We start from the raw sequence: 24,494 nt of genomic DNA on the forward strand, positions 1-24,494 counted from the left end.
ATTCCCAACTATCGGCTTAGTACGTTAACCCATTTCTGGGTAGCGTTTTCCAGTAACCCGTAAACCTCTTCAAAGGCCTCACGGCTTTTTTTGTACGGATCCGCAATTTCCTGTTGGTTAAGCCAGTGGCCCAGCAGCATGGTCTTCCCCCGCGCGGCCGGATCGATGCGATTCACCTGCTCAACGTGGCGCTTCTCCATTACCAGAATCAGGTCAAAGTCACGGCACATGCTGGCCGTTAACTGCTGAGCCTCATGACCGTCCAGCGAGACGCCATGTTCAGCGGCGACGGCGCTGGCCGTCTTATCCGCCGGGTGGCCCTTGAGGGCACCAAGACCGGCAGAAGCGATACGGGTATGCGGAAGTGCGCGTTTAAACAGACGCTCCCCGGTGGGGGAGCGGCAAATGTTGCCGACGCAGACGACTAACACTGACTTAATCATGGTAAAACCTTAGTCCGACCAGTTGCGGAAACGCAGCGCTGCGGAGCTTGCATCGTCGATACCCACGATGGTCGGCAGCAGTCCGGAAATCACGCGGTTCCAGCGGGTGATTGGTGTTGCGGTGACGTAGACAATGTCGTACGGCTCCAGTTGGAATTCGGTGCCCATCACCATCGACGCCGCATCTTTGGTGTTCAGCTGATAGATGTTGGCGATCTTGGTGCGGTTAGCACCGCGAATCGGACGAATGACAAATACGCCGGTGGCGTCAGAGGTGGTTTGATCCATGCCCTGTGCGTTACCCAGCGCTTCAGCCAGCGTCATGCCGCTGCGGTCCATCTTCAGCGTGGTCTGCTGTTTCACTTCGCCCATCACGAAGATCTTCAGATCGTCGTTACGCGGTACGTAAAGGATATCGCCCGGATAGAGCAGATGGTTCTGGCTCAGGTCGCCGTTTTGCATTAGCGCCTGCAGCGAAATGCGCTGCTCGCGGCCATTGTGCGTCAGCACCACGTTGCGCCAGTCGGCGTCGGCGGCAAGGCCACCCGCGGCGTTCACCGCATCCAGCACGGTCAGCGGCACGTTGGTGATCGGCTGCTGGCCGGACGTGGTGACCGAACCGGTCACGTAGGCTTTCTGCGAACGGAACGCGGCCACGTTGACATCCACCTGCGGACTTTCAATGAACTGCGCCAGACGACGCGCGATTTCACTGCGGATTTCCGTCACGGTGCGGCCTGCAACGCGTACTTTACCGATGTACGGATAGAAGATGGTACCGTCTGCCTGCACCCAGTTACCGGTGTCGCTGGCGCTACGGTACTGACCGGCCGGCGTGGTCAGCTCAGGGTGATCCCATACGGTGACGTTCAGTACGTCGCCGATGCCAACGCGGTATTGATAGCTCTGAATCTCGTTCTGCAGCAGCGGGTTAGCCTGAGCAACCAGCGGCTTCGGACGCATCTGTTCAACCAGACGCGGCGTCAGAGGGAAGACGTTAACGTATTTGTCGATGTCAAAATTGCTATCCTGTTGCTCAATGACATCTTTTCCGCTAGTGGAAAGGTGCGAACCTGGTTCGATGGTGCACCCGGAGAGGAAAGTCGCGGATACCAGTAACGGTATCAATTTAGTTTTCATTATCATCTGGTTCTTCGCTATCAGTTAATGATTGATAGAGGCGAAAACGCCGCTGTGTAAGCGTCTAACAAAAATAAAGGCAAGGAATTAAACACTGAAACTGAGGTTCATTATCATTAGCTCCCTGGTTTATGTTGTCATCCTGGTTGCAGACGACTTCAATTAAAGTGGGTTATCGTTAAGCGGCTTAATAACCCGCTCTGTTCGGGCTCGATAATGGCAGTTATCAGTTACAGACACTCCCAGCACCGGCAGTTATCAGGCGGGAACGTTATTTCGTCCCCTGCCCTTGCTGTCTATCAATAAGCGCCGTCGCGTTTGAGTACCACGCCGACCGTCTTAAACAGAATCGCGATGTCATTCCACAGCGACCAGTTTTTGACATACCACGAATCGAAATAGACGCGCGTCTCATAGTCAACGTCGTTACGACCGCTGACCTGCCACAATCCCGTCATGCCTGGCTTTGCCATCAGGTAATAATCAACATCACCGGCATAACGGCAGAGTTCATCTTCAATCACCGGGCGCGGGCCAACGAGGCTCATGTCACCGCGCACGACGTTCCACAGCTGCGGCAGCTCATCCAGGCTGGTTTTACGGATGAAATGACCGACTTTGGTAATACGTGGATCGTTTTTCAGTTTGAAATCTTTGTCCCACTCGGCGCGGGCTACCGGGTCGGTGCGCAGCACCTCTTCCAGCACCTCTTTCGAGTTAATCACCATTGAGCGGAACTTCAGGCACTTGAACTTGCGACCATTGAGACCCACACGTTCGTGACCGTAAATCGGTGGTCCGCCATCACGGCCAACCATGAAGCCGAGTACCAGCAGCGCAGGTGACAGCGCGATGATGATGCTGAGCGCGCCGACGATATCGAATGCCCGCTTCAGGACGCGCGAGGTGCGTTTCGCCAGGTTGTTATTCACACGCAGAATCATCACTTCATGGCTGAAGATGTAAGCCATATCGGTGCCGTACAGCGGTACGCCGCGCAACGTCGGGATAACCGAGACCGAGCGACAGTTATGCATCGCCAGCATTTTCAGCCAGCGGTCGCGGTGCTGACTCTGCTCAAACTCAACCGCGACGATAAACTGGGTTTCGCTGTTGGTCATCTGCCACAGCTCCTGCTCGTTATGCAGCACCGGTACACCGGAGATGCTGGCCTGCGGGCAGCTGCCATCGACGTCGAAGAAGGCGATCACATCAAAGCCCATCACCTCTTCGCTCTGCAGCGCCTGCCAGGCTTCCTGCGCGTTACGGTTGCTGCCAATAATAATGGTTTGCTTTTTCCACATACCGAAATGATTCAGTACGCGTTTGGAAATAGCGCGCGCCAGCGGAATCAGCACCAGCGCTAAAATCCACGTTAATACCCAGACAAAACGGGACATCTGCCATTGTGATAATGCTGAAATTGACAAATCGATGACAGAGAAAATGAGAATGGTACGAAAGATCTCTTTCAGCTCAAACCAGAAGGGTTTGCGATAGGTATAATGACGCAGGCGAACCCAGAACCAGCCTGTACAAATTAAGGACAGACAGACATGGGTGGCGATTTTTAAGTTGAGGTCTTTTTCAGAAATATCTGCCAGTGGAGAATCGGCGAACGAATTAATCAGCGCGAGTGCAATAAACAATGCCGCGTTGAAACAAATTAAATCCGAGCACGCCAGTAAAATTTTTGTCAGAAGACTTTTATATGTAAATTCATTATCGCGCATATTTGACTCTTTTATTTTATTTCCCTTAATCCCTAACGCCTAAGCCTGAGTAATTAATGAGCGATGCACTAACTAAACCAGCGAGACAAACTGCGGCGAACTCCCCGGCATTTAGGCCAATTCTCTTTCCAGTTAAGCAAGAAAATTGTGATAAATACCAACAGATTAGTCTGACTTCCTTTTGCCGCAAGGCCAGACAATTCTTAACCTGTGAAAACCACGTCAGGCACGCTACCGCCCTTGGCTGTCGCTGCCAATACCGCTTACAACACCCTATTTTTTGTCCGCGCTTTGTCGCCACGCCGGGAAATACCCGCCTTAACCCGTGCACGATCACAATTCACAACATTAAGAAGCTAAACAGCGCGCTATTAACAACATTGGCGCAGACATTTACTAACACGTTGCTATACTAGTTATTACTGGCTTGTTTACAAGTAGGCCCCGTCTTCCCTGCACTATTTTAGGAAAAAGACTACCAGCCATAAGTATTGATGCCAGTCCCGCCAGGCAATTTCACGCCAAATTTCAGAATAATTCGATACCCGTCTTCAGATTAGTCGCATTAAAAATGTACGCTTTTGCCGCTGGATAAGAATAAATAGTGGTCTTCATCCACACAGGATGTTTATCCATACTTTTCACTTATCGCCCGGCTGAACAAGGTAAGATTAATCCTAATAAGCCGCCAGCCCGCGACTTCCGCGCGGCCGGGGCGTATTTGTACCCTGTCTGACGATTAACTATCATCAGACTAAGCTCATTTTTAGACATTATGGTGATGAAAGTATGTGGGAGTGGATCATCGATCCGTCGCTCTGGGCAGGATTAGTCACGCTAATCGTTCTTGAGCTGGTGCTGGGTATTGATAACCTGGTTTTCATCGCCATCCTGGTGGAGAAGCTGCCGCCGACGCTGCGCGACCGCGCGCGGGTGTTCGGCCTGCTGCTGGCGCTGGTGTCAAGGCTGGTGCTGCTGGCGTCGCTGTCGTGGCTGGTTACGCTGACCCAACCGCTGTTCACCCTCCTCCAGCACAGCTTCAGCGCACGCGACCTGCTGCTGCTGGGCGGCGGTATCTTCCTGTTGTTTAAAGCCACCACCGAACTGAACGCCCGGCTGGAGGGCAGCGACGAGGAATCGGGTCAAAATAACAGCGGTGCTAAATTCTGGCCGGTGGTGGCGCAAATCGTGGTGCTGGACGCCATCTTTTCACTTGATGCCGTCATTACCGCTGTCGGTATGGTCAACGACCTGCCGGTGATGATGATCGCCGTGACCATCGCCATCCTGTTAATGCTGCTGGCCAGCAAGCCGCTGACGCGCTTCGTTAACGGCCATCCTACCATTGTGATTCTCTGCCTGAGCTTTCTGCTGATGATCGGCTTTAGTCTGGTGGCAGAGGGTTTCGGCTTCGTCATCCCGAAAGGCTATCTGTACGCGGCCATTGGCTTCTCGATTGTGATTGAGATCTTTAACCAGCTGGCGCTGTTTAATCGCCGCCGTTTTCTTACCGCCGGACGGCCGCTGCGCCAGCGCACTGCCGAAGCCGTGCTGCGCATTCTGCGCGGTGAAGCGCAGCGCGCCGATCTGGATGCCGACACGGCATCGCTACTGAGCGATAACCAGGGCGCAGCGCTGTTTAACCGTCAGGAGCGGCGCATGATCATGCGCGTGCTGGGTCTGGGTCAGCGCCAGATCAACAGCATCATGACGTCACGCCATGACGTCGAGCACATCGATCTGAGCGAAGACCCGCAGTCGATCATGGATAAACTCGACCGCAACCAGCATACGCGCCTGCTAATCACCGAACAGGGACGCGAGCCGCTGGGCGTGGTGCATGTGATTGATCTGCTGCATCAGTCGCTGCACAGTAAATCACTGGATTTGCGTGCGCTGATCCGCCAGCCGCTGGTGTTTCCCGAGCGCGTCACCCTGCTGCAGGCGCTGGAGCAGTTTCGCCATGCGCGCACCCATTTTGCCTTTGTGGTGGATGAGTTTGGTTCGGTAGAAGGCGTGGTGACGCTGAGCGACGTGATGGAGACTATCGCCGGCAACCTGCCCAATGAAGGGGAAGAGATTGATGCCCGTTACGATATTCAGCCTGCGGAACATGGCGGCTGGATCGCCAACGGCCATATGCCGCTGGAAGATTTAGCGCTATACGTAGCGCTGCCGCTCGACGAGAGGCGCAATTACCATACGCTGGCGGGATTGCTGATGGATAGCCTGCAGCACGTGCCGGCCGAAGGTGAGGAGTTGCGCGTCGGGGATTATCTGCTGCGCACCCTGCAGGTGGAGAACCATCGGGTGCAAAAAGTCGAGATTGTGCCGGTCGCGCCCGCACCATTTATTTAACCCGGTGCCGGGGCGTGATTTATCGCGTGTTGCTTAGCTGGTCGCCATAAATGGCGACCCTACACGGAAAGCATCGGTTTTTTGTAGGGTGCGCATTCATGCGCACCGGCATCGGGTTTTATTGCCGCGGTGCAGACTTCTGGCTATCCAGCCACTGATTGAGGCGCGTTTTGGCTTCGCCCTGCAACTGCTGGCGCACCACGTCGTCCACTGGCAGTGAATACTGCAGATTGCCCCAGCTGCCGTACATGCGCAGCGGAATCGGCTGGCCGTTGAGTACTTTCGCCAGCCGGTCGTCGCCCTGCCAGCCGCGCAGAATCATATTAATGGTGACATCCAGCTGCTGCTTCACCACATCCACGTTGCCGTGGGTTTGCAGCGCCAGCCGGCTGCTGCCGCCCTGCAGATCCGGCAGCGTGACGTTGCCCTGCTTCAGGCTGATGCGCCCGCTTAACTGTTCAATTCCCTGATCATCCGGCTGATCGTTACTGACGCGATTGCTGACGCGCGCCACGGCGCGGCGCACCATCTGCTGCAGATTCAGCTGCGCCAGCTGCAGATTAGTGGCTTCCAGTTCTGCATTACCCTGCCAGTTCTGTTTCGCCTCCGCCACGCTCAGCCCGGCACCGCTGATGTCGCCCTTGAGCGAGACCGTGCCCTGCAGCGAAGCCGGCAGTTCCAGCGCTTTAAGCAGCGGCGCAATGGCAATGCTGCTCAGCTCCGGCTGAAACGCCACCTGCGTGACCGGCTGACGGATATCCACCGAGCCGGGAATGGAAAAGTGGCCATCACCAAATTTGCCCTGCAGCTTGTTGAGCGTCAGCAGCCCGCGCTGATTGCGGGCGTCAATTTGCAGATTGCTGAGCGTCAGACCGCGCCACACGCTGCTGTCAGCGTCGAGCGTCAGCTGCAAATCCATGCTATTGAGCGGCGAGTCGGCGTTATTGTGTGCGTGCGGCTCAGCGATCACCGGCGTGCGCATCACGTTAGCCTGCTGCGTGGTGCTGTTATCGCTGGCGGGCGCGCTGGCCATCAGGTTATCCAGATTGAGCGAGGTCGCGTGCAGCGCGAGGTTGAGCTGCTGCGGCAGGGCCAGCCGGCCCTCAGCGCTGCCGTCGAGGGCGCTGTCGTTCGCGGTTAACTGCAGCTTGCTCAGCGCAAACTGCTGCTGGTCGCCATCCCACTGCGCCTGCCCGCTCAGAGTCCCTTTAATGCCCTGCGGCGGCAGGTTCGCGCCGTCCAGCGTGTACTCCAGCTCATCCAGCTGGCCGCTGATACGGTGCGGATAGTGCGCCACGTCCATCTGCCCCTTCAGGTTCAGGCTGAGGTTACGCTGATTGCGCGACACGCGTGTCGCCAGCTCAACGCTGGCCTGCCGGTTATCGTCCTGATTCAGATTGAGGTTGAGATCGCGGAAGTTGTACTCGTCACCGCCCGGCTGCTGCCAGATGAGCAGGCTATCGGCGATGCGCAGTTTACTGATGTTAAAGGTCCAGCCATTGCTGGCGGCGATGGCCGGTTCACTGTCGCCAGGCTCAATCGGCGCGCCCTGCGGTTTCTGCACCGCGCTGTCCGGCGTGGCGCGAATAATCGCGTTTTTCAGCATCACCTGGCTGACGCTCAGCTGATGCGACAGCAGCGGCCACAGATTGACGTCCAGACGCATATTATCGGCGGTCACCATCGGCTGGCTGGCACCGGGCGCGGTCAGGCTCATGCGGCCCGCCAGAATGCTGAGCTGCGGCCAGACGTGCCAGCGCAGGTCGCCGCTCATTTCAAGCTGATAACCACTGCGCTGTTTTACCTGCTGTACCATATAGGTACGAAAGTCGTTGGGATTGACCAGCAACACCAGTGCCGTCATGCCCGCTACGACCACCACTAACAGGATGGCCAGCGTGGTTATCAGTCTTCTCATTGCATCCTCATCACCGTCAGATTTCAGGCCGCTGGCGCGAAATCACTCCAGGAGAAACGTTAGTCTTTATCAATACGGCTGGCGTCAGCGCCCTGCTGCCCGCGATATTTGGCGTCTTCGCGGCGATTGTAAGGACGCGCCGCCGGCCCGGACAGCGGTTCAAAGCTCAGTGCGCCAATCAGCATGCCGGGACGCAGCGCCAGCGGCAGCTTACCGGAGTTGTAAAACTCCAGCACGATGCGGCCCTGCCAGCCCGGATCGATACGGTGCGCGGTAACGTGCACCATCAGCCCGAGGCGCGCCAGCGACGAGCGGCCATCCAGCCAGCCGACCAGATCGTCGGGAATGGTGACGGATTCCAGCGTTACCGCCAGCGCCAGTTCGCCCGGATGCAGAAAGAACGCTTCGCCTTCCGGCAGCACGATCTCATCGCTCATCACGCGATCCAGCGCCGCGCTCACTTCGTGTTTTGGACCACTCAAATCAATAAACGGTGCGGTGTGGCCGCTAAAAGTGCGGAACTGGTTACCGAGGCGCACATCCACGGTAGCACCGTTGATGCGCTCAACCGGCGGACGGGGATCGATGGCCAGCTTGCCGCTGTCCAGCCAGCTTTCAATATCGCGATCGCATAATCTCATCGCAGAAACTCCATGATTTAAGTGTAGCGAAAGGTGGTCAGGTTGTGACAAACCGTTCGCGTCACGTCCATCCGGACGCACGGTGTCCCGCTCCGGTCACGCTGAACCGGACGGGCGTCGTCAAAGATACTGGTTAATTTTGGCCTTGAGGATATCAATGGCGATGCGGTTTTTACCACCGCGCGGCACAATGATGTCGGCATACTGCTTGGAAGGCTCAATAAACTGCAGGAACATCGGGCGTACGGTCTTTTGGTACTGGCTCATCACCGAGTCCATCGAGCGCCCACGTTCGTTGACGTCGCGCTTCATACGGCGCATCAGGCAGATATCCAGCGGGGTATCAACGAAAATCGAGAAGTTAAGCTCCTGGCGCAGCCGTGCATCGGTCAGCAGCAGAATTCCTTCCAGAATAATTACTTTCTTCGGCTTCAGGTGAATACACTCGTCGGTGCGGGTGTGCTCAACGTAGCTGTAAACCGGCAGGTCGATATCTTCGCCGGCCTTCAGCGCGCGCAGATGCTGCAGCAGCAAATCGTGGTCCATCGCGCTCGGATGGTCGTAGTTGGTTTTCACCCTCTCTTCCATGGTGAGGTGGCTTTGATCTTTATAGTAGGCATCTTCGGGGATCACACCGATATGCTCGTCACCGACCTGGTCACGGATTTCACGATAGAGCGTGCTGGCAATAAGACTTTTTCCGGATGCGGATGCACCTGCAATGCCAACGATCACGCACTGATGAGACTTGTCAGTCATACTTTTTTAAGACCTGATAACTGGAGCCGGTTTCTGTCTGCACAAAAACAGGCCGATTGAGAGGGTTAGTTGGCGGCAATTATAGGGATTTCACCGGGTTGATGCCAGTGAAAACCGGCGCGCCGCCTTTTCAGACTATCCCGTTTTGCAGCCAGCGGCTTAATCGATACACTGTTTCTCTGCCCGCCGTGTGACTGGCGGGAGCCCGATAGTCGTTGCAAGGAAAAGTATGAGCTGGAGAACCCTGACCTATTTCGGCGACAGTATGTTGCTGATCCCCACTGCGGTGATCATCGCACTGGTGCTGCCATGGAAAAGCGACAACCGTCGCACCGTCTGGTACTGGCTGCTGGCGTTTGGCCTGGCGGGCCTGCTGGTCAGCATCTCGAAAATTATGTTTCTCGGCTTCGGCATTGGCAGCGCGCGCTACAACTTTACCGGTTTCAGCGGTCATAGCGCGATGTCAGCGACGCTGTGGCCGGTGATGATGTGGCTGATTTCCGGCCGCTGGCCTACGTTCTGGCGCGCCCTGACTATCGGTATCGGCTATCTGATTCCGCTGATGGTGGGATTATCGCGCCTGGTGATCCATGCGCACTCGGTGAGTGAAGTGCTGGCCGGACTGATGCTGGGCTTTACCCTGAGCAGCGCGTTCCTGCTGAGCCAGCGCCGCACCGCGCTGAAGGGTTTTAGCGTGGTGCAGGTGGCAGTGGCATTTTTGATTCCGCTGTTGCTGATGGGCCACGGCCGCGTCGCCACCACCCAGCAGTTCCTCGAGCGTTTTTCCGCTGACCTCGCCGGGCTGGAAAAGCCCTTCACCCGCGCCGATTTGTTCCGCTGAGTGCGTTGGGCGGTAAAGGGTGTAAGGTCTGTCCATTACGTTTTGAACACGTTCCACAAATGATTGCACATACGGTAGCGGCGCAATTTATTGCGCGATAAATCGCGCCGCTACAAAATTGTGCAATTTGTCGTGTCCTTACCTGAATCGCTGCAGATCCAGCAGGCGCGATACTGCCAGCAGATTTCAACGGTTTTGTCGGGTGCGCATTCATGCGCACCTGGATGCAGGCCGCAAAAAAACATTTCCGCACAAAGATATCTGACAGATGTGCTAGCATGGATTAAGAGATTGACTGGCGCATTTTTCTTCGAGTAATCAATGCGCGCTGCTGGATTCGTGCATGACTCTTGAGATAGTAACCTCGCAGAATAATCCGCAAAAAAAGTGGCTCAGCGCCCTGCTGCTTTGCGCGCTGGCATTTTTACTGACGCTGTTCTGTCTGGAACTGATTGTCGTCAGCGGCCGCATTTCCCCGCTCTGGTACTCCACCGCGTTAATGACCGTCGTGGTGTTCCGCGCCCCCTCGCGACAGGTACCGCTGCTGCTGGCCAGCTGCGTGCTCGGCACGGCGCTGGCCAATCTGCTGGTGATCGGCCCGGCCCTGAGCAATGTCAAATTCGCCATCCTTAATATGGTGCAGGCCATCCTCGGCGGGCTGATGCTGCGCGCGCTGCTCGACCGCAAAGCACCGCTCAACTCACTGGCCGACTGGATACGCTTTGCACTGGCTGCGGGCCTGATCGCGCCGTTGCTGGGCGGCGTGGTGGCGCTGTGGATGCTGCACGTCGACGGCCACGCCTCGCTGCCGTTTTTCTCCACCTGGGTGATCTCTGAAGTGATTGGCGTACTGGCCTTCGGTCCGGTGCTGCTGCTGTGGCCTGATAAACCCCTGCGCCAGCTGATCACGCCGGAACGTCAGCTGGAGACGCTGCTCACGCTGATCGTCACGCTGCTGGCCAGCTATCTGGCGCTGCGCTTCCTGCCGTGGCCGTTTACCTTTATCGTGGTGATTCTGTTCTGGTGCGCGGTGCGCCTGCCCAAATTCGAAGCCTTTCTGCTGTTTTTCCTCAACGCCAGCTTTATCTCGCTGCTGCTGGCGCTCGACTGGGTCAACCTGGCGCGCAACGATCTGCTGCTCGGCCAGGTTAGCACCTGGCTGCCGTTTCTGCTGGTGCTGCTGCCGAGCCACGTAATGTCGCTGGTGATGGATGCCTTCCAGCGTGAAAAGCACCACATCAGCGAAAGCGAAACCCGCTTCCGCAACGCCATGGAGTATTCCGCCATCGGCATGGCGCTGGTATCACCGGAAGGCGGCTGGCAGCAGGTCAACCAGTCGCTGTGCCGCACGCTGGGCTTCGCGGCGGAAGAGCTGAAAAAACTCACCTTCCAGCAGATCACCCATCCGGACGATCTCAACAGCGACCTGCAGCAGCTGGAGCGGCTGATCGCCGGTGAGATCCTGACCTATACCCTGGAGAAGCGCTATTTCCGCAAAGATGGCGAGATCGTCTGGGCACGCCTCACAGTCTCGATGGTGCGTGATGCGCGGCTGCAACCGCTCTACTTTATCGCGCAGATTGTGGATATCTCCGAGCTGAAGCAGAGCGAGCAGGTCAACCAGCGGCTGATGGAGCGCATCACGCTGGCCAACGAAGCGGGCGGCATCGGCGTGTGGGAGTGGAACCTGCTAAACGGCGAGATGTTATGGGACAAGCGCATGTACGAGTTGTTTGCGCTGGAGCCGCACCGGGTACCGAGCTACGACCTGTGGCTGCATCTGGTCGATGTTCAGGAACGTGAAGCGGCCGCGCTCACCATTCAGCAGGCGATTGAACGCCGCAGCGCCTTCCAGCTGGAGTACCGCATCAATCTGCCGCAGGGCGTGCGCTACGTGCGCTCCGAGGCCAATAGCATCATCAGTAAGGATGGGCAGATCGAACGCATGCTCGGCATTTGCCAGGACATCACTTCGCTGCGCACGCTGAATGAAGCGCTGTTCCAGGAGAAGGAACGTATGGCGATCACCCTCGACTCGATCGGTGAAGCGGTGATTTGTACTGACGATGAGATGCGGGTGACCTTCATGAATCCGGTGGCCGAGACGCTGAGCGGCTGGCCGCAGGCGAAAGCGGCTGGCGTGGCGCTGAGCGAACTGCTGACGATTACGCGTGGTGCGCAGGGGCCGCGCGTGGAGAATCTGTTGCTGTGCAGCCTGCCCGCCAGCAAAACCACACCGGACCTGGAAGAGGAGCTGGTGTTGCATACCCCGGATGGTGCCCAGGTCGAGATTCACTACAGCATCACGCCGCTGAAAACCCTGACCGGCAGCGACATTGGTGCCGTAATGGTCATTCATGACGTCAGCGAGTCGCGCCGCATGATGAAACGCCTGAGCTACAGCGCCTCTCACGATATGCTGACTCGCCTGCCGAACCGTCACAGCTTTGAACAGCAGCTAAAGCGACTGGTGAATGACGCCGCCGCGCATCACAGTGAGCACGTGCTGGTGTTTATCGATCTGGATAAGTTTAAAGCGGTCAACGATACCGCCGGCCATGCCGCTGGCGATGCGTTGCTGCGCGCACTGGCCGATCTCATGCAGCAGCACCTGCGCAATAGCGATGTGCTGGCGCGCCTCGGCGGTGACGAATTTGGCCTGCTGCTGCCCTACAGCAATGTTGACCAGGTGCGCGAGGTGGTGCAGGGCATCGTCAGCGCGGTGCATGACTTTACCTTTATGTGGCAGGACCGGCCGTATCACGTCGGCGCCAGCGCCGGTATCACGCAAATCGATCAGCATAACTGCATCAGCAATGTGGTGATGTCGCAGGCCGATGTCGCCTGTTACAGCGCCAAACACGCCGGGCGCGGCCAGTATCAGGTTTACCAGGAAGTTCAGGGATAAACTGCGGCGCTGCCCATTGCCAGCCCGCGTTGGCTGCGCTAAAGTCGCCCCCTTTTTTCTGGCATGGGGGATACAATGTTTATCGGATTCGACTACGGCACGGCTAACTGTTCCATCGCAGTAACGGATAGCGGCACACCGCGGTTATTGACACTGGAAAACGGTCAGCGCCTGCTTCCCTCCATGATTTGCGCGCCCACGCGCGAAGCCATCAGTGAATGGCTGCATCGCCATCATCAGGTCCCCACGCCAGACAGCGAAAGCACCGCGCTGCTGCAGCGCGCGCTGCGTTATAACCGCGAAGAGGATATCGAGGTAACGCCTGCCAGCGTACAGTTTGGTCTGACCGCGCTGCAGCACTATATGGTTGATCCGGAAGAGGTGTGGTTCGTCAAATCGCCGAAGTCGTTCCTCGGCGCCAGTGGCCTGAAACCCCAGCAGATCGCCTTCTTCGAAGATCTGGTGTGCGCCATGATGCTGCACATTCGCCAGCAGGGTGAAACCCAGCTCGATCAACCGATTGACCAGGCCGTGATTGGCCGGCCAATCAACTTCCAGGGACTGGGCGGTGAAGACGCCAACCAGCAGGCGCAGGGCATTCTGCTGCGTGCCGCACAGCGTGCCGGGTTCCGCGACGTCGAGTTTCAGTTCGAGCCGGTTGCCGCCGGTCTGGAGTTTGAAGCCACGCTGCAGCAGGAGACACGCGTGCTGGTGGTGGATATTGGTGGCGGAACCACCGACTGCTCCATGCTGCTGATGGGTCCGCAGTGGCGTAATCAGTCCGATCGCCGTGCCAGCCTGCTTGGCCACAGCGGCTGCCGCGTCGGCGGTAACGACCTCGATATCATGCTGGCGTTCAAAACGCTGATGCCGCTGCTGGGTCTGGGCGGTAACACGCTGAAGGGCACTGCCCTGCCCGCCCTGCCGTGGTGGAACGCGGTGGCGATTAACGATGTGCCGGCACAAAGCGACTTCTACTCGGCCGCCAGCGGTAAGCTGCTGCGCGATCTGGTGCGTGATGCCGAACAGGGCGATAAAGTCGCACATCTGCTGAAAGTTTGGCAGCAGAAGCTGAGCTACCGGCTGGTGCGCGCGGCGGAAGAGAGCAAGATTGCGCTCTCCGATCAGCGCGAGACTGCGGCCTCGCTGGCGTTTATTGCGCAAACGCTGCAGGCGGAGATCAGCGCCGCGCAGCTGGAAGAGGCGATCAATCAGCCGCTGGCGCGCATTCTTGAGCAGGTGCAGCTGGCGCTGGCCAGTTGTGACACTCGTCCGGAGGTGATTTACCTCACCGGCGGCAGCGCCCGTTCGCCGATCCTGCGCGCCGCGCTGCAGCAGGCACTACCCGACACGCCCATCGCCAGCGGCGATGATTTCGGCTCGGTCACCGCCGGCCTGGCGCGCTGGGCCGAAGTGATGTTCAGATAATTCCCTCTCCCGCTTGCGGGAGAGGGTTAGGGTGAGGGCCAGACAGCTCCGTGCGATTTTCCCCTCACCCTGCCCTCTCCCAAAGGGAGAGGGAAAAGTCACACATTCTGCCAGATTAGAAATTCACGTTCGCACTGATCCCACCCACAAACGCATCTTTCACTTCGCTCACCGCACCCGGTGCCACCACGTATTGCAGGTTTGGACGCAGCTGCAGCCATTTGGTCAGCTGCGCATTGTAATAAACCTCGTAGTTGTACTCGGAACCATCCTGAATCGGCAGATAGGTTGGGCTGTCGAAATCAGTTTCGCCGTTGGCATCATTCTGCTGACGCAGCGAACGGGTATACGCGCTGTTGACGTGAATACGCGCCGCGCCGACGCCAATCTCATCCTGCGGACGCGCATCAAACGGCCCTTTCCAGGTAAAGCTGATCGACTGATAGTTGTCGGTTTTCGAGGTTTTGTGATCGTTCATCACCGCCTGCACCGTTACGCCAAGACCCCGGCTGGCATCGCCGCCCTGCGCGGTCAGCTGCTGCTGTAACAGCACGTAGCCGCCGTAGGCGTGATCCTTGCTCTGATAAGCGCCATCGCGCCAGCTGCCGTAGTTATCGCCGTTGGCCGACGAGTAGTAGTAACCAATGCGGTAGTTACCCGGCAGGTTGGCCGGCCCGAAGGTCGGCTTCCAGCCCAGTTCCACCGGCACCAGGTTGCCTTCGGAGTTGCTGGTATCCAGACGGAAACCGTCACCGCGATCGTAGTTGGCACTGTTCTGGTTGTAGAAGCCCACCTGGAAGAACACTTCCGGCGTGAAGTTTACCTTCACGCGCCCGCCCCACTGGGAAACCGGCCAGTTAAACCAGCGGTCGCCGCGCCAGTTACCCGCCTGGCCGCTGCCGAATGCAAGGTTCTGGAACTTGCTGTCAAAGTTGTCGAAATCTTCCCCGACGGTAACGCGACCGGCTTTCAGGTTGACGGTGTTATCAAACAGCCCTTTGCTGAGCCAGAACTGCGTCAGACGCCAGGTCTGGCCACGTCCGTACACTTCCTGCACCGATGACAGCATGCCGGTACGGCGGTCTGCCACCTGATCGGAGATATTGCGACCGTTACGGTCGGTAATGGTCATCTGGAACTGCGCATCCTGCCAGTCGAGCAGTTTTTGCAGGTCAAGATTCAGGCCAAACGCCCACTGATCGCTGTAGCGCATCGAGGTGTTGGTATCGGCACCGCCGCCCAGGTTCGAGGCACTTTCCATGGTGTAGTTAACGTCGAACTTCACGCCGTCGTTTTCCAGCTGCGTTCGGTTACCGCCCCAGTCGCCAAACATATAGGGAGAATCGTAGCTGAACGCATCGGCTGCCACCGCCGACGCACTCAACATGGCAAACATCAGGGTGCCCGCTGCCAGGCGAGGCATATGCTGCACTGCTTTTTTTCTGTTCATGATGATTATTCTTCTGTGAATTTCCGGAGAGGAACGGGCAGAGAATAATGCTGAGGTTATGTCAGTTTTTGCAAATCTGTGCGCAGTGAGTGCAAAGGTGACAGTGACTTAACGCAATTGTGACAGCGATCGATGAATGGATATGTTCTGGAGGAAAAAGGCATTTTTTGCGTGGCGAAAAAATTATTACGTGACGGGACGCCGCAGCGTCCCGCTTCGCGTTACGGCTTGCTGGCGCTGGCCAGCTCTTCAATCTCCTGCTTGCTGAGCTCCAGCTCGGTGGCTTTCACCAGCTCATCCAGCTGCTGCAGCGAGGTGGCACTGACAATCGGTGCCGTGATGCTCGGTCGCGCAATCTGCCACGCCAGCGCCACCTGGGTAGCAGAGGCATCGTGCGAGGCCGCGACATCTTCCAGCGCTTCAATGATGCGCTTACCGCGATCGTTGAGGTATTTTTCTACAATGCCCTGGCCGCGCGCGCTTTTGCTGGCGTCTTCCGGCTTTTTGTATTTCCCGCTCAGGAAACCGCTGGCCAGCGAGTAGTAGTTAATCACGCCGAGACCGTTTTTCACCGCCACCTGCTCCAGTCCGCTTTCATACTCCTGGCGATCGTACAGGTTGTACTCCGGCTGCAGGGTTTCATAGCGCGCCAGTCCCTCCTGCTTACTGATGTCGAGCGCTTCCTGCAGGCGCTGCGCGCTGTAGTTGGACGCACCGATTGCCCGCACTTTCCCCTCTTTGATCAGCGAGTCGAAGGCTTTCAGCGTCTCCACCAGCGGCGTGCTGTCGTCATCACGGTGCGCCTGGTAGAGATCGATGACATCCGTCTGCAGGCGGCGCAGCGAATCTTCCACGGCCTGGCGGATATAGGCCGGTTTCAGCCCGGTTTTCTCCGGCGTCAGCTCCATGCCTACCTTGGTGGCGAGCACGATACTGTCGCGCTTACCGCTTTTTTTCAGCCATTTACCGATGATGGTTTCCGATTCACCGCCGGCGTTGCCCGGCGCCCAGCGTGAGTAAACGTCTGCGGTATCAATGAAGAACAGCCCCTTTTCCACCAGCGCGTCGAGCAGTGAAAACGAGGTTTTTTCATCGACGGTCCAGCCAAAAACGTTGCCGCCAAACGTCAGCAGCGGCACGCTGATACCGCTGTCGCCCAGCTGACGGGTTTTGTGTTGACGCATGTGATCCTCCTTAGTGAAACGAGACTGGTCTGTCATTCAGCTTAGCAAAGGAAAAAGTCACGCTTATGCGTATTGCTGCCAAAATATTTACTGAATATGAATACTTAGCGTGCCCGGGGCGATATTCTTAATTCCTTCAATTTTTGCCCGGCCCGGGCGACTACAATCATTTCGTTTGCGCCGCGGTTCGTTTGCGCGCGCATGTGGGGAAAACGAAACCGCCGGAGAGCACACAGAGCAATGAACAAACGATTAAAAACAGGCCTGATTAGCGTGGTGGTACTGGCTGCGCTGGCGGGCGCTTACTACTGGTGGCAGCATCCGGCCGAGCCAGCACAGGCTAACCAGGCTGATGGTCAGCCGCATCACGGACGCGGTGGCAACAACAGCGGCGGACGCCGTCCGCTGGCACCGGTGCAGGCCGCAACGGCGACCACCGAAAGCGTGCCCTATTACCTCAGCGGACTTGGCACCGTCACCGCGGCCAATACCGTTACGGTGCGCAGTCGGGTCGATGGCCAGCTGATGGCGCTGCACTTCACGGAAGGTCAGCAGGTGGAGGCCGGCGCGCTGCTGGCAGAAATCGATCCCCGCCCATGGCAGGTAGCGCTCACCCAGGCGCAGGGCCAGCTGGCCAAAGATCAGGCGACGCTGGCTAACGCGCGCCGCGACCTCAGCCGTTATGAAAAGCTGGCGAAAACCTCGCTGGTGTCGCAGCAGGAGCTGGATACCCAGCGCTCGCTGGTCAGTGAAACCCTCGGCACCATCAAAGCCGACGAAGGCAATGTGGCCAGCGCGCAGCTCAATCTGACCTACAGCCGCATCACCGCGCCGATTGCCGGACGCGTCGGGCTGAAGCAGGTGGATGTCGGCAACTACATTACCGCCGGCGATACCAATGGTCTGGTGGTGATCACCCAGACGCACCCGATTGACGTGGTGTTCAGCGTTGCCGAGAACAATATCAGCCAGATCCTGAAAGCCCAGAAAAGCGGCCAGCCGCTGCCGGTTGAAGCCTGGGATCGCAGCAATAAAACCCTGCTGACCACGGGTGCGCTGCTGAGCATTGATAACCAGATCGATGTCACCACCGGCACCATTAAACTCAAGGCGCGCTTCAGCAATCAGGACGACGCCCTGTTTCCCAATCAGTTTGTTAATGCCCGGCTGAAGGTGGATACGCTGCAAAACGCGGTGGTGATCCCGACTGCCGCGCTGCAAATGAGCAACGACGGCCACTTTGTCTGGGTGGTGAACAGCGATAACAAAGTGAGTAAGAAACGCGTCACCGCCGGGCTGCAGGATAGCCAGAAAGTGGTGATTGATGCCGGGCTGCAGGCCGGTCAGCGCGTGGTCACTGACGGTCTCGACCGCCTGACCGAAGGCGCCACGGTGGAGATTGTCGCCGCACAGAGTACCGCCACGCACAGCACGCGCGCGGCGCAACCGGCTCGCGGAGAACGTCAATAATGCAGGTGATGCCTCCCGACGCCAGCGGCGGCCCGTCACGCCAGTTTATTCTGCGCCCGGTGGCCACCACGCTGCTGATGATCGCGATTTTGCTGGCCGGCGTGCTGGGCTATCGCTTCCTGCCAGTTTCCGCGCTGCCGGAAGTCGATTACCCGACCATTCAGGTCGTCACGCTCTATCCCGGCGCCAGCCCGGATGTGGTGACCTCGTCGATTACCGCGCCGCTCGAGCGCCAGTTCGGGCAGATGTCCGGCCTGAAGCAAATGGCGTCGCAAAGCTCCGGCGGTGCCTCGGTGATTACGCTGCAGTTCCAGCTGACGCTGGCGCTCGACGTTGCCGAACAGGAAGTGCAGGCGGCGATCAACTCTGCCACTAACCTGCTGCCTAACGATCTGCCGAATCCGCCGGTGTACAACAAAGTCAATCCGGCCGATCCGCCAATCATGACGCTGGCCGTTACCACCACCAGCATGCCGCTGACGCAGGTGCAGGACATGGTGGAAACGCGGGTGGCGCAGAAGATTTCCCAGGTCTCCGGCGTCGGTCTGGTCACGCTCTCCGGCGGCCAGCGTCCGGCAGTGCGGGTGAAGATGAACGCACAGGCGCTGGCGGCCCTCGGCCTCACCAGCGAGACGGTGCGCACCGCCATCAGCAACGCCAACGTCAATTCGGCGAAAGGCAGCCTTGATGGTCCAACGCGCTCCATCACGCTGTCGGCCAATGACCAGATGACCTCCGCGGAGGATTACCGCAAGCTGATCGTCAGCTACAGCAACGGCGCGCCGGTGCGGCTGGGCGACGTCGCCACGGTTGAACAGGGCGCAGAAAACAGCTGGCTGGGCGCCTGGGCCAACCGTCAGCCGGCGATTGTGCTGAACGTGCAGCGCCAGCCGGGCGCCAATATTATCGCTACCGCTGACAGCATCCGCGCGCTGCTGCCGTCGCTGACCGCCACGCTGCCGAAGTCGGTTGACGTCAAACTGCTCACCGATCGCACCACCAACATTCGCGCCTCGGTAGCGGATACCCAGCATGAGCTGATGCTGGCCATCGGGCTGGTGGTGATGATCATCTATCTGTTTCTGCGTAATGTCCCGGCCACCATTATTCCGGCGGTCGCGGTGCCGCTGTCGCTGGTCGGCACCTTTGCCGCCATGTATTTTCTCGGCTTTTCGATCAATAACCTGACGCTGATGGCGCTGACCATCGCCACCGGCTTTGTGGTCGATGACGCCATCGTGGTAATCGAGAACATCTCGCGCTACATCGAAAAAGGCGAAAAGCCGATGACCGCCGCGCTGAAAGGTGCCGGTGAGATTGGCTTCACCATTATCTCCCTCACCTTCTCGCTGATCGCGGTGCTGATTCCGCTGCTGTTCATGGGCGATGTGATTGGCCGTTTGTTCCGTGAGTTCGCCGTGACGCTGGCGGTGGCGATTCTGATCTCGGCGGTGGTCTCACTGACGCTGACGCCGATGATGTGCGCGCGCATGCTGAGCGCCGAATCGCTGCGCAGGCAGAACCGCTTCTCCCGCGCCAGCGAGGCGATGTTCGATAAGGTGATTGCCGGCTATGGCCGCTGGCTGACGCGCGTGCTGCGCCATCCGTGGCTGACGCTGTCGGTGGCGCTTGGCACGCTGCTGCTGACGGTGCTGCTGTGGGTGGTGATTCCGAAGGGCTTCTTCCCGCAGCAGGACAACGGCATCATTCAGGGCACGCTGCAGGCGCCGCAGTCGGTCTCTTACGCCAGTATGGCGCAGCGCACCCGCGACGTGGCGTCGATCATTATGAAAGATCCGGCGGTGCAGAGCCTGACCTCGTTCGTCGGCGTGGATGGCACCAACGCGGCGCTCAACAGCGCGCGGCTGCAAATCAACCTGAAACCGCTGGACCAGCGTGACGATCGTATTCCGGCAGTGCAGCAGCGGCTGCAGCAGGCGATCGATCGCCTGCCCGGCGTGTCGCTGTGGCTGCAGCCGGTACAGGATCTGACCATTGATACCCAGGCGAGCCGCACGCCATACCAGTTTACCCTGCAGTCGGGTTCGCTGGAGTCGCTGGGCAGCTGGGTGCCGAAACTGCTGGCACAGCTCAACACCTTGCCACAGCTGCGCAATGTCAGCAGCGACTGGCAGGATCAGGGGCTGGAAGCCTTTGTACGCGTCGATCGCGACAGCGCCAGCCGGCTCGGCATCAGCATGGCCGACATTGATAACGCGCTGTACAACGCCTTTGGTCAGCGCCTGATCTCAACGATTTACACTCAGGCCAATCAGTATCGCGTGGTGCTGGAGCAGGACAACACGCAAACCCCCGGTCTCGCCAGCCTCGACGCGATTCGCCTGAACAGCAGCGACGGCGGCAGCGTGCCGCTCAGCGCCATCGCGCAAGTCGAAGAGCGCCACGCTGCGCTGAGCATTAATCATCTCGACCAGTTCCCGTCGGCCACCTTCTCGTTTGACGTGGCGCACGGCTACTCGCTCGGCGATGCGCTGCAGGCGATCACCACGGCGGAAGATCAGGTCGGCATGCCGGCAGAGATGATGACGCAGTTCCAGGGCAGCACGCTGGCGTTTGAAGCGGCGCTGACCAGCACCATCTGGCTGATCGTCGCGGCGGTAGTGGCGATGTATATCGTGCTCGGCGTGCTGTATGAGAGCTTCATCCACCCGATTACCATTCTGTCGACGCTGCCCACCGCCGGCGTTGGCGCGCTGCTGGCGCTGATGCTGAGCGGCAACGAACTGGATATCATCGCCATCATCGGCATCATTTTGCTGATCGGTATCGTGAAGAAGAACGCCATCATGATGATCGACTTCGCGCTGGCCGCCGAGCGTGAACAGGGCATGGCGCCGCGTGAGGCGATCTATCAGGCCTGTCTGCTGCGCTTCCGGCCGATTCTGATGACCACGCTGGCGGCGCTGCTTGGCGCGCTGCCGCTGATGCTCAGCACCGGCGTCGGCGCGGAACTGCGTCGTCCGCTCGGCATCGCCATGGTCGGTGGCCTGGTATTGAGCCAGGTGCTGACGCTGTTTACCACTCCGGTGATCTATCTGCTGTTTGATCGCCTTGCCCACGCCACGCGCCGGCGTCTGAAAGGCACGGAGGCGCAGTCGTGAAGTTTTTCGCCCTGTTTATCCATCGGCCGGTTGCCACCACGCTGCTGACGCTGGCGATTGCGCTGGCGGGCATTCTTGGCTTCCGTATGCTGCCGGTGGCGCCGCTGCCGCAGCTGGATTTCCCGGTGATTCTGATTTCGGCCTCGCTGCCCGGCGCGTCGCCGGAAACCATGGCGGCCTCGGTCGCCACGCCGCTTGAGCGCTCGCTGGGGCGCATTGCCGGCGTCAGTGAAATGACCTCCACCAGCTCGCTGGGCAGCACGCGCATCATTCTGGTGTTTGATTTCGACCGCGACATCAACGGCGCGGCGCGCGACGTGCAGGCGGCGATCAATGCCGCCCAGAGCCTGCTACCGACCGGCATGCCTAATCGTCCAACCTACCGCAAAGCCAACCCGTCCGATGCGCCAATCATGATCCTCACCATGACCTCGGACATTTATAATCCCGGTCAGCTGTATGATTACGCGTCGACGCAACTGGCGCAGAAACTGTCGCAGATTGATGGCGTCGGTGATGTCACGGTAGGCGGCAGTTCGCTGCCGGCGGTGCGCGTCGACCTCAATCCGCAGGCGCTGTTTAATCAGGGCGTGTCGCTGGATGCGGTGCGCACCGCCATCAGCAACGCCAACCAGCGCCGTCCGCAGGGCGCCATCGACGATACCCAGCAGCGCTGGCAGGTACGGACCAACGATGAGCTGCAAACCGCCAGCGTCTACCAGCCGCTGGTGGTGCACTACAACAACGGCGCGGCGGTACGGCTGAGCGATGTGGCGAACGTGCAGGATTCGGTGCAGGATGTGCGCAACGCCGGGATGACCAACGGCAAACCGGCGGTGCTGCTGGTGGTGCGCAAGTCGCCGGACGCCAACATCATTGATACCGTCGACCGCATCCGGGCGGAAATGCCGGAGCTGCATGAGGTGATCCCGGCGGCTATCGACCTGCAAATCGCCCAGGACCGCTCGCCCACTATCCGCGCCTCGCTGCACGAAGTGGAGCAGTCGCTGGTGATCGCCGTGGCGCTGGTAATTCTGGTGGTGTTTTTCTTCCTGCGCGACGGCCGCGCCACGCTAATTCCGGCGGCGGCGGTACCGGTATCGCTGATTGGTACCTTCGCCGCCATGTACCTGTGCGGCTTCAGCCTGAATAACCTGTCGCTGATGGCGCTGACCATCGCCACCGGCTTTGTGGTGGATGACGCCATTGTGGTGCTGGAGAACATCGCGCGCCACGTCGAAGCCGGCATGAAGCCGCTGCAGGCGGCACTCACCGGGGTGCGCGAGGTGGGCTTTACCGTGCTGTCGATGAGCCTGTCGCTGATTGCGGTGTTCCTGCCGCTGCTGATGATTGGCGGCATTATTGGTCGCTTCTTCTCGGAGTTTGCCATCACGCTGTCGGTGGCGATTCTCATCTCGCTGTTTATCTCCATTACCCTGACGCCGATGATGTGCGCGTATCTGCTGAAACCGCAGGCGAAGCGCAGCCAGCCGCGCACGCGTGGTTTTGGCCGCGTGCTGCTGGCAGTGCAGCAGGGCTATGCGCGCTCGCTCGGCTGGGTGCTGAACCACGCGATCTGGGTGCTGTTGCTGTTGCTCGGCACCGTCGGGCTGACCATCTGGCTGTTTATCACCATCCCCAAAACCTTTATGCCCGAGCAGGATACCGGCCGTCTCAACGGCTTTATCTCCGCCGATCAGAGCATTTCGTTCCAGGCGATGCGCGGTAAGCTGCAGGATTTCATGAACATCATCAAGGCTGACCCGGCGGTCGATAACGTCACCGGCTTCACCGGCGGCTCGCGCACCAACAGCGGCTCGATGTTTGTGTCACTCAAGCCGCTGTCAGAACGCAGCGAAAGCGCGCAGGAAGTGATCGCCCGCCTGCGCGTGAAGCTGGCGAAAGAACCGGGTGCCAACCTGTACCTCAATGCGGTGCAGGATATTCGCGTCGGCGGACGCGAATCGAACGCCAGCTATCAGTACAGCCTGCTGTCGGATAACCTCGCCGATTTACGTGAGTGGGAGCCGAAAATCCGCCAGGCGTTCGCCGCGCTGCCAGAGCTGGCCGATGTGAACTCGGATCAGCAGGACAACGGCAGCGAAATGGCGCTGACTTACGATCGCGAAAGCATGGCGCGCCTCGGCATCGACGTGTCGGCGGCCAATGCGCTGCTGAATAACGCCTTCGGCCAGCGGCAAATCTCCACCATCTACCAGCCACTGAATCAGTACAAAGTGGTGATGGAAGTGGATCCGCGCTATACCCAGGATGTCAGCGCGCTGGATCAGATGTTCGTGATCAACAGCGACGGCAAAGCGATTCCGCTGAGCTGGTTTGCCAAATGGCAGCCGGCCAACGCGCCGCTGTCGGTCAACCATCAGGGGCTGTCGGCGGCCTCGACCATCTCGTTTAACCTGCCGGAAGGGGTCTCGCTGTCGCAGGCGTCAGAGGCCATTGACCGCACCATTACGGCGATTGGCGTGCCGTCCAGCGTGCGCGGCAGCTTCGCCGGCACCGCGCAGGTATTTCAGGATTCGCAATCGAACCAGCTGTGGCTGATGCTGGCGGCGATTGCCGCGGTGTATATCGTGCTCGGCATTCTGTATGAGAGCTACGTGCATCCCCTGACGATTCTCTCTACCCTGCCCTCGGCGGGCGTCGGCGCGCTGCTGGCGCTGCAGCTGTTTAATACGCCGTTCAGCCTGATTGCGCTAATCGGCATCCTGCTGCTGATCGGTATCGTGAAAAAGAACGCCATCATGATGGTGGATTTCGCGCTGGAGGCGGAGCGCAACGGCAACCTGTCGGCGCGCGACGCCATTTTCCAGGCGTGCCAGCTGCGTTTCCGCCCGATTCTGATGACCACGCTGGCGGCGCTGTTTGGTGCGCTGCCGCTGGTGCTGACCAGCGGGGACGGCGCGGAGCTGCGCCAGCCGCTGGGCATCACCATTGCCGGTGGGCTGGTGATGAGCCAGCTGCTGACGCTGTACACCACACCGGTGGTGTACCTGATGATGGATAAACTGCGCCGGCGGAAAAAGCAGCCGCGGTTGATAACGGAGCCATAACGTCATACCTGCACTAAGCGTAGCGGCG

General features: G+C 58.9%; 15 protein-coding genes. 7 read left to right on the forward strand and 8 right to left on the reverse strand.

Features of this window, described 5'->3' with window-relative positions:
• Positions 1–8: 8 nt before the first annotated feature.
• From OXR61_RS11460 to wbaP, 3 genes are all read right to left on the reverse strand, one after another.
• Positions 9–443, reverse strand: coding sequence for a protein-tyrosine-phosphatase (locus OXR61_RS11460; RefSeq protein ID WP_021509326.1), 435 nt, complete (start codon positions 441–443; stop codon positions 9–11).
• Between the two features lie 9 nt (positions 444–452).
• On the reverse strand, positions 453–1,583 hold the full coding sequence (locus OXR61_RS11465; RefSeq protein ID WP_031280061.1) for a polysaccharide export protein: 1,131 nt from the start codon (positions 1,581–1,583) through the stop codon (positions 453–455).
• Positions 1,584–1,882: 299 nt separating this feature from the next.
• Positions 1,883–3,316 (reverse strand): undecaprenyl-phosphate galactose phosphotransferase WbaP, encoded by a 1,434-nt coding sequence (gene wbaP / locus OXR61_RS11470; RefSeq protein ID WP_021509324.1) that lies wholly within the window; start codon positions 3,314–3,316, stop codon positions 1,883–1,885.
• A gap of 789 nt (positions 3,317–4,105) precedes the next feature.
• Here wbaP and OXR61_RS11475 point away from each other — a divergent pair.
• Complete coding sequence (locus OXR61_RS11475) at positions 4,106–5,674, forward strand: TerC family protein (RefSeq protein WP_021509323.1); 1,569 nt, start codon at positions 4,106–4,108, stop codon at positions 5,672–5,674.
• Between the two features lie 118 nt (positions 5,675–5,792).
• Here the strand turns inward: OXR61_RS11475 and asmA are convergent, their stop codons facing one another.
• The 3 genes from asmA to udk form a co-directional block, all read right to left on the reverse strand.
• Positions 5,793–7,592, reverse strand: a complete 1,800-nt coding sequence (gene asmA, locus OXR61_RS11480; RefSeq protein WP_021509322.1) for an outer membrane assembly protein AsmA — start codon at positions 7,590–7,592, stop codon at positions 5,793–5,795.
• Positions 7,593–7,651: 59 nt separating this feature from the next.
• Positions 7,652–8,233, reverse strand: a complete 582-nt coding sequence (gene dcd, locus OXR61_RS11485) for a dCTP deaminase (RefSeq protein ID WP_021509321.1) — start codon at positions 8,231–8,233, stop codon at positions 7,652–7,654.
• Positions 8,234–8,353: 120 nt separating this feature from the next.
• Positions 8,354–8,992, reverse strand: a complete 639-nt coding sequence (gene udk / locus OXR61_RS11490; RefSeq protein WP_010615887.1) for a uridine kinase — start codon at positions 8,990–8,992, stop codon at positions 8,354–8,356.
• Between the two features lie 229 nt (positions 8,993–9,221).
• Between udk and OXR61_RS11495 the strand changes: the two genes are divergently transcribed.
• From OXR61_RS11495 to yegD, 3 genes are all read left to right on the forward strand, one after another.
• Positions 9,222–9,833: a phosphatase PAP2 family protein gene (locus OXR61_RS11495; RefSeq protein ID WP_021509320.1), complete on the forward strand. Its 612-nt coding sequence runs from the start codon at positions 9,222–9,224 to the stop codon at positions 9,831–9,833.
• A gap of 343 nt (positions 9,834–10,176) precedes the next feature.
• Positions 10,177–12,741 carry a diguanylate cyclase gene (locus OXR61_RS11500; protein ID WP_267412192.1) on the forward strand — a complete coding sequence of 855 codons (2,565 nt, stop codon included), beginning with the start codon at positions 10,177–10,179 and terminating at the stop codon, positions 12,739–12,741.
• A gap of 75 nt (positions 12,742–12,816) precedes the next feature.
• A complete protein-coding gene (gene yegD, locus OXR61_RS11505) occupies positions 12,817–14,169 on the forward strand; it encodes a molecular chaperone (RefSeq protein ID WP_021509318.1) in 1,353 nt (450 codons plus the stop codon).
• Between the two features lie 115 nt (positions 14,170–14,284).
• On the opposite strand, the gene OXR61_RS11510 is transcribed toward yegD, so the two are convergent.
• Positions 14,285–15,619 carry a carbohydrate porin gene (locus OXR61_RS11510; protein ID WP_021509317.1) on the reverse strand — a complete coding sequence of 445 codons (1,335 nt, stop codon included), beginning with the start codon at positions 15,617–15,619 and terminating at the stop codon, positions 14,285–14,287.
• 221 nt (positions 15,620–15,840) lie between these two features.
• The gene (locus OXR61_RS11515) at positions 15,841–16,803 is read right to left on the reverse strand and encodes an aldo/keto reductase (RefSeq protein WP_021509316.1); all 963 of its coding nucleotides are present in this window, start codon (positions 16,801–16,803) and stop codon (positions 15,841–15,843) included.
• Positions 16,804–17,043: 240 nt separating this feature from the next.
• Here OXR61_RS11515 and OXR61_RS11520 point away from each other — a divergent pair, with 240 nt between their 5' ends.
• Genes OXR61_RS11520 through mdtC form a run of 3 tightly spaced genes read left to right on the forward strand, consistent with a single transcriptional unit; the run spans position 17,044 to position 24,466 of the window.
• Complete coding sequence (locus OXR61_RS11520) at positions 17,044–18,273, forward strand: MdtA/MuxA family multidrug efflux RND transporter periplasmic adaptor subunit (protein WP_021509315.1); 1,230 nt, start codon at positions 17,044–17,046, stop codon at positions 18,271–18,273.
• Positions 18,273–21,395 carry an MdtB/MuxB family multidrug efflux RND transporter permease subunit gene (locus OXR61_RS11525; protein ID WP_267412197.1) on the forward strand — a complete coding sequence of 1,041 codons (3,123 nt, stop codon included), beginning with the start codon at positions 18,273–18,275 and terminating at the stop codon, positions 21,393–21,395. The genes OXR61_RS11520 and OXR61_RS11525 overlap by 1 nt, the downstream gene beginning before the upstream one ends.
• Positions 21,392–24,466, forward strand: coding sequence for a multidrug efflux RND transporter permease subunit MdtC (gene mdtC, locus OXR61_RS11530; protein ID WP_241798297.1), 3,075 nt, complete (start codon positions 21,392–21,394; stop codon positions 24,464–24,466). The genes OXR61_RS11525 and mdtC overlap by 4 nt, the downstream gene beginning before the upstream one ends.
• Positions 24,467–24,494: the final 28 nt, after the last annotated feature.

The sequence above is a fragment of the Pantoea sp. GM_Pan_4 genome (assembly GCF_026541005.1).
Classification (GTDB): Bacteria; Pseudomonadota; Gammaproteobacteria; order Enterobacterales; family Enterobacteriaceae; genus Pantoea; species Pantoea dispersa.